The sequence below is a fragment of the Enterobacter sp. MGH 33 genome (assembly GCF_000534535.1).
GTDB classification, from domain to species: Bacteria; Pseudomonadota; Gammaproteobacteria; order Enterobacterales; family Enterobacteriaceae; genus Enterobacter; species Enterobacter hormaechei_C.
Genome location: NZ_KI973215.1, coordinates 1 through 5,016 on the forward strand (window position 1 = coordinate 1; position 5,016 = coordinate 5,016).

Consider the following 5,016-nt stretch of genomic DNA (forward strand, 5'->3'; position numbering starts at 1 on the left):
GACTGTATGCACGAACCCCCCGTTCAGTCCGACCGCTGCGCCTTATCCGGTAACTATCAACTTGAGTCCAATCCGGAAAAACACGACAAAGCGCCACTGGCAGCAGCCACTGGTAACAGGTTTAGAGGAGGAGAGTCTTGAAGTTTCGGGTGCGATAAGGCTACACTGAAAGGACAGTTTTGGTGACTGTGCTCCTCCAAGCCAGTTACCGCGGTTCAAAAGAGCGTCAACTCTTGCGAACCTTCGAAAAAGCCACCTTGCCGGGTGGTTTTTTCGTTTTCAGAGCAAGAGATTACGACGCAACGGAAAGGATCTCAAGAAGATCATCTGTGATGTTCGACAGATATGGGGATATGCACCATGGCCTATCCGGCTTTAACTGAAATGGCGACATCCTTAACCGCAGTCTCAACCCCTGCAGCATTCCTCTGAATGCTGGTCATAACTTCACCCGCTTCGCGCATGAGTGTAACCCCTTCCCGAGTGTTCATCAGGCTGTTTTCAATGCCACAGAGAACATCCTTGGCCAGTTGACTATTGCTGGCCACGACTTGCTCAATTTCTTCAGTCGCGCTACTGACGCTCGCCGCAAGATTACGCACTTCTGCGGCAACAACCGCAAAACTTCTTCCGGATGCGCCAGCCCTTGCTGCTTCAATCGCGGCATTCAGTGCAATAAGTCTTGTCTGCATGGCAAACTTCCGGATGGTTTCCACCATATCGTCAATACTTTCAGACTGATTGTTGAGCCGTGAGATATCGGTGGAGACAGCCCCCATCCCCTGCGCAATTCTGTCAATCATAAGGATGCTATTTTCAATAACATTGGCACCGTTCTGCGCACTTTCTCGGGTCTGCACGGCCATATCCCATGCATGCACAGCAGCCTCTTGCTCTCTCTGGTTTCGCAGGACATCAGCCGTAACATCTGTAGCGAATTTCACAATTTTATAAAGCTGCCCATCACTGTTAAAGACAGGGTTATAAGTTGCACGGAACCACAGAGGGTCTCCCTGACGGTTAAGGCGTGGAAACAGACCAGAAAAAAACTCACCTTGATTCAGACTCTCCCAGAAATGTCGGTATTCATCACTTTTGTAAAGCGTCTCGGCACAGAACAGACGATGATGCTTACCTATGATTTCATCCCGCTTATAGCCAGTGGCATTGACGAAATTTTCATTTGCTTCAAGCACGATCCCTTCAGGATTGAAGGTGATGATGGCCATAGAACGGTTTATGGCATTTACAACTGCTTCCTGCTCAAGAGCAGAATGCACGCGCTCAGAAATATCGGCAGCAATTTTAATGACTCTGATAACACGGCCGCGCCTGTCAGAAACGGGGATATAACTGGCTTCAAGCCATACGGAACGATTTCCCTTTGCCAGCCGCAGGTACTTGCCACTAAAGCTTTCTCCCCTGGCAAGGCGCTGCCAGAACTGGCTGTATTCCGGTGAACTTACCAGCGAGGGCGGGCAGAATATACGATGGTGGTGACCGATTATTTCATCAGCCCTGTACCCCATAGTGGAGAGAAAAAGCGGGCTGGCTTTATTTATCACCCCCTCCGGACTGAACTCAATGACAGGCTTATTCTGACAAATTGCGTCATACGAAATGGCTGATCGCTGGAGGTTCAGGGAGAACATATTTTTAAGTGAAAACATATGAATCAGATTGCCCGGATAATGTAAGTACTGCCATGGTTATCGGCTACTCCTTATGTAGCGTTATATATTACTGCGACAGGGCGGGAAAAAGCCCGCTATTCAGCCATGCCGGCATGATGTCCGGCTCCGGATTTCACGCGTAAAAAACCCGCCATCTTTAGCGGGCTGAACAATAAGAAAATGTTCATATTTACGGCAAATCCGCCGGCTCCAGCAGAGAAGCTGGCGTCTATCAATCTTGGAAGAACCAGCGCAGCTCCGCATGAATTAACAGGCATCAGAAGGCAAAAAAATGGCTCCCATCCGGGAGCCGGAAAACACTCAACTGCCTGGATCGCAGCACATCCTTTGTGAAGGATAATTTAAGTATCGGCCGGATTGCCGCGGGCATAATTTTTTCCGTATCCGCCAGACCTCGGCTTTTAACATAACACCCCTTGCCCGCACCGCAGAAACGGGGTTGGCTGCGTTTCCGGTGCCAGACGCGAGAAAGTGGCGACAGACATGACGAAAAAACACCAAAAACGCAGCCGCTGGATATTACACTGATGCATAGTCATGCAGCCAGATGCATGCAGCGTAAAGTCACACTAAAATCAGCGCGAACGCCTTAAAAACCGGCAAATGCCTCTCCGGCAACTCACACAGCTCCATCACCAGGTAAAAACAGTTCAGCAGGGCTTCAATAACGTTGAGAATTTTCATCACTTCCTCCGGGATAAGTCACTACCATTCCGGTAGTCAGCCTATTTAGCAGGAACGCGATGAGCCCTTCTTCGTGCGGGCTGTCACCTCATCTTCGGACCATCGAAACTCTTCTGCTTCTGTCGGAGCGTCAGCTCCAGCTCGTTCTGACGCTGATACTCCAGTGCAGCCTTCTCCTCGATGGCATTCAGTTCCCGGACAAGCGGCGCAGCTGCTCGCTTAAACTCAGCACCTGCGTGCTCAAGTCCGACACGCGCTCGTTCAGCACCGCGTTCTCCCGTTGCATAAGACCACACATGCTCCGCCATTCCGCGAAGGCGCTCTCCCATTCGTCCAGCCTTTGCGAGTAGTCCTGCTGTAGCTGCTCTAATACGCTCAGCAACTGCTTTTCCAGCTCTGTCATTTTCCGCTACTCCTGTTTCAGGCGGATCCATGTCGTCCCGTCGTAGGGGATGGCTTCGGCTTGCATCCCCGGCGGCAGGATAAGAAACCTCCGGCCGTCGCTGCTCTCCTGATAGCGCACTCCCCACGTCCGGGCGGTCATTTTCGCCAGGGTATCTTCCTGCTGACGAAGATGCGTGTAATTGTCGGTTATCTGCTGCCCCTGCCACCACAGAATGCTCCCGCTCGTGGCGATCAGCAGCGCTGACACCATCAGGATGGTGAGCCATGTCCTCCCGGCCGTCAGCAACACGCTCCGCCGGTTTTTCTCCATCGCCTCGCTCATACTCTGCTCGTGGGCGCTGATGGCGTCGCTGATTCTCCTCGCGCTTGCGTTCAGTTCCGCTCTGACAGACTGCTCGTGCTCGCTGAATGCGGCTTTCAGCATCTCGCCGGTACTCTTCTGCTGCGCTTTCGATTGCTGCTCTAAGTCCTTCGCCAGCGTTAAAAGACTGCTCATAGATGGCTCCCTTCAGTCGGATGTTTCGCCCCCCGTCAGGGTCGGCAATGCTGATACTGCTTTTCGTTGTACGCACCACCTCAAAACCTGCACCTTCAAGAGCCTCAGTGACGTCCTGACGGCTTTTCAGCTCCCCGGACGAGGCTAAGCTCAGCAGTCCACGGGTGATGGCTTCTGCGGCTTCCTGCTTCGTTTTCGGCAGTCCGGCCGGCGTGACCAGCGCCCGGCGGTTTTCCGGCGCGTTCGGATCGTGCAGCCCCAGTCTGCCGTTCACGATGGTCTGCCAGGCATCGATACGCGGCCGGTCGGCGCGGTCGTAGTACGGCTGGAGCCGCCTGCCGGTCAGCAGCTCGGTATTGGGGATCAGAAAGTTCAGCTCCAGACGCCCCTTGTCCTCGTGCTCCACCCACAGAATGCTGTACTGATCTTTATCAAGTCCGGGCATCAGAACCCGCTCGAAGCTGGCCATCAGTTTTTCCCGCTGGCCGGGAGGCAGATCGGCCTCCGCAAACGACAGGACGCCGGAGGTGTATTTCTTCACGTAAGGCGACGCGTCAATCAGCTCCCGGACTTCTTCCGGCTTCCCCTGCAGGACGCTGGCGCCTTCACGCTGCCGGTCTTTACCCAGCAGATAGTCCACCGGCCCGGCGCCACCGCCGCGGCCACGTGGATGAAATTTAACGATCATCGTCCGTTCCTTTCTCAAGAACGGCGTGCCGCAGCCGCTCAAGCCCGGCATCGATGGCCATCAGCGCCGCCACAATCTGCACCCTGTCATGGCCGGTGCCGCCGCCGGCGTTAACACGGCGGGCTATCTGGTTCAGGTTATTCCCCATGCCGGCAAGCTGGCGCAGCAGCGCCGGCGAGATTGAGGGGAGCTTTCCGGTGCGCGCAGGTTTTTCGTCCAGGCAGGTCTGCCGCATCCACGCCGCCAGCTGCCTGCCGTCACAGCGCTCAAGCAGCCGCCGGTGCTCGTCCTCCGTCACCCACATGGTGAGCATCTTGTTCCGTTTCTCTGACAAACCGGCCTCCTGATAACGCCGGGACGGGCGGGAAAGCCTTTCCCGGTCGGCGCGGGGTTGGACAAGCCGCAGGCGCGTCAGGCTTTTGGCGGGTTTCGGGGCGCAGCCCTGAACCAGTCACGTAGCGCTAGCGGAGTGTATACTGGCTTACTATATTGGCACGGATGCGAATATCAGTGAAGTGCTTCATGTGGCAGGAGAAAAATGCAGCAGCGGAGCGTCAGCAGAATATGTGATACAGGATATATTCCGCTTCCTCGCTCACTGACTCGCTGCGCTCGGTCGTTCGGCTGCGGCGAGCGGTACCGGCTTACAGGCGGGGCGGAAATTTCCTGGGAGATGCCAGAAAGAAGCTTAACAGGGAAGCGATAAGGCCACGGCGAAGCCGTTTTTCCATAGGCTCCGCCCCCCTGACAAGCATCACGAAATCTGACGCTCAAATCAGTGGTGGCGAAACCCGACAGGACTATAAAGATACCAGGCGTTTCCCCCTGGTGGCTCCCTCGTGCGCTCTCCTGTTCCTGCCTTTCGGTTTACCGGTGTCATTCCGCTGTTATGGCCGCGTTTGTCTCATTCCACGCCTGACACTCAGTTCCGGGAAGGCAGTTCGCTCCAAGCTGGACTGTATGCACGAACCCCCCGTTCAGTCCGACCGCTGCGCCTTATCCGGTAACTATCAACTTGAGTCCAATCCGGAAAAACACGACAAAGCGCC

General features: G+C 54.9%; 4 protein-coding genes and 2 pseudogenes. 1 reads left to right on the top strand and 5 read right to left on the bottom strand.

What is annotated here, in order from left to right:
* Positions 1-365: 365 nt before the first annotated feature.
* From L379_RS00025 to L379_RS00020, 5 genes and pseudogenes are all read right to left on the bottom strand, one after another.
* On the bottom strand, positions 366-1,670 hold the full coding sequence (locus L379_RS00025) for a methyl-accepting chemotaxis protein (protein WP_007899670.1): 1,305 nt from the start codon (positions 1,668-1,670) through the stop codon (positions 366-368).
* A gap of 895 nt (positions 1,671-2,565) precedes the next feature.
* A complete protein-coding gene (locus L379_RS26020; RefSeq protein ID WP_021243037.1) occupies positions 2,566-2,781 on the bottom strand; it encodes an MbeD family mobilization/exclusion protein in 216 nt (71 codons plus the stop codon).
* 6 nt (positions 2,782-2,787) lie between these two features.
* The gene (locus L379_RS26025; RefSeq protein ID WP_047720453.1) at positions 2,788-3,279 is read right to left on the bottom strand and encodes an MbeB family mobilization protein; all 492 of its coding nucleotides are present in this window, start codon (positions 3,277-3,279) and stop codon (positions 2,788-2,790) included.
* Positions 3,280-3,313: 34 nt separating this feature from the next.
* Positions 3,314-4,018 (bottom strand): annotated as a pseudogene (locus tag L379_RS26470) (relaxase/mobilization nuclease domain-containing protein); the annotation flags it as partial.
* The gene (locus L379_RS00020) at positions 3,957-4,280 is read right to left on the bottom strand and encodes a MobC family plasmid mobilization relaxosome protein (RefSeq protein ID WP_021243036.1); all 324 of its coding nucleotides are present in this window, start codon (positions 4,278-4,280) and stop codon (positions 3,957-3,959) included. The gene L379_RS00020 and the pseudogene L379_RS26470, both read right to left, overlap by 62 nt.
* A 647-nt stretch (positions 4,281-4,927) precedes the next feature.
* On the opposite strand from L379_RS00020, the pseudogene L379_RS26475 reads away from it, so the two are divergent.
* Positions 4,928-5,016 (top strand): annotated as a pseudogene (locus L379_RS26475) (replication initiation protein); the annotation flags it as partial.

Excerpts from the sequence above, each read along its gene's own strand:
- L379_RS00020 (WP_021243036.1), bottom strand. The coding sequence starts at position 4,280 with ATGCTCACCATGTGGGTGACGGAGGACGAGCACCGGCGGCTGCTTGAG.
- L379_RS00025 (WP_007899670.1), bottom strand. The coding sequence starts at position 1,670 with ATGTTTTCACTTAAAAATATGTTCTCCCTGAACCTCCAGCGATCAGCC.
- L379_RS26025 (WP_047720453.1), bottom strand. The coding sequence starts at position 3,279 with ATGAGCAGTCTTTTAACGCTGGCGAAGGACTTAGAGCAGCAATCGAAA.
- L379_RS26020 (WP_021243037.1), bottom strand. The coding sequence starts at position 2,781 with ATGACAGAGCTGGAAAAGCAGTTGCTGAGCGTATTAGAGCAGCTACAG.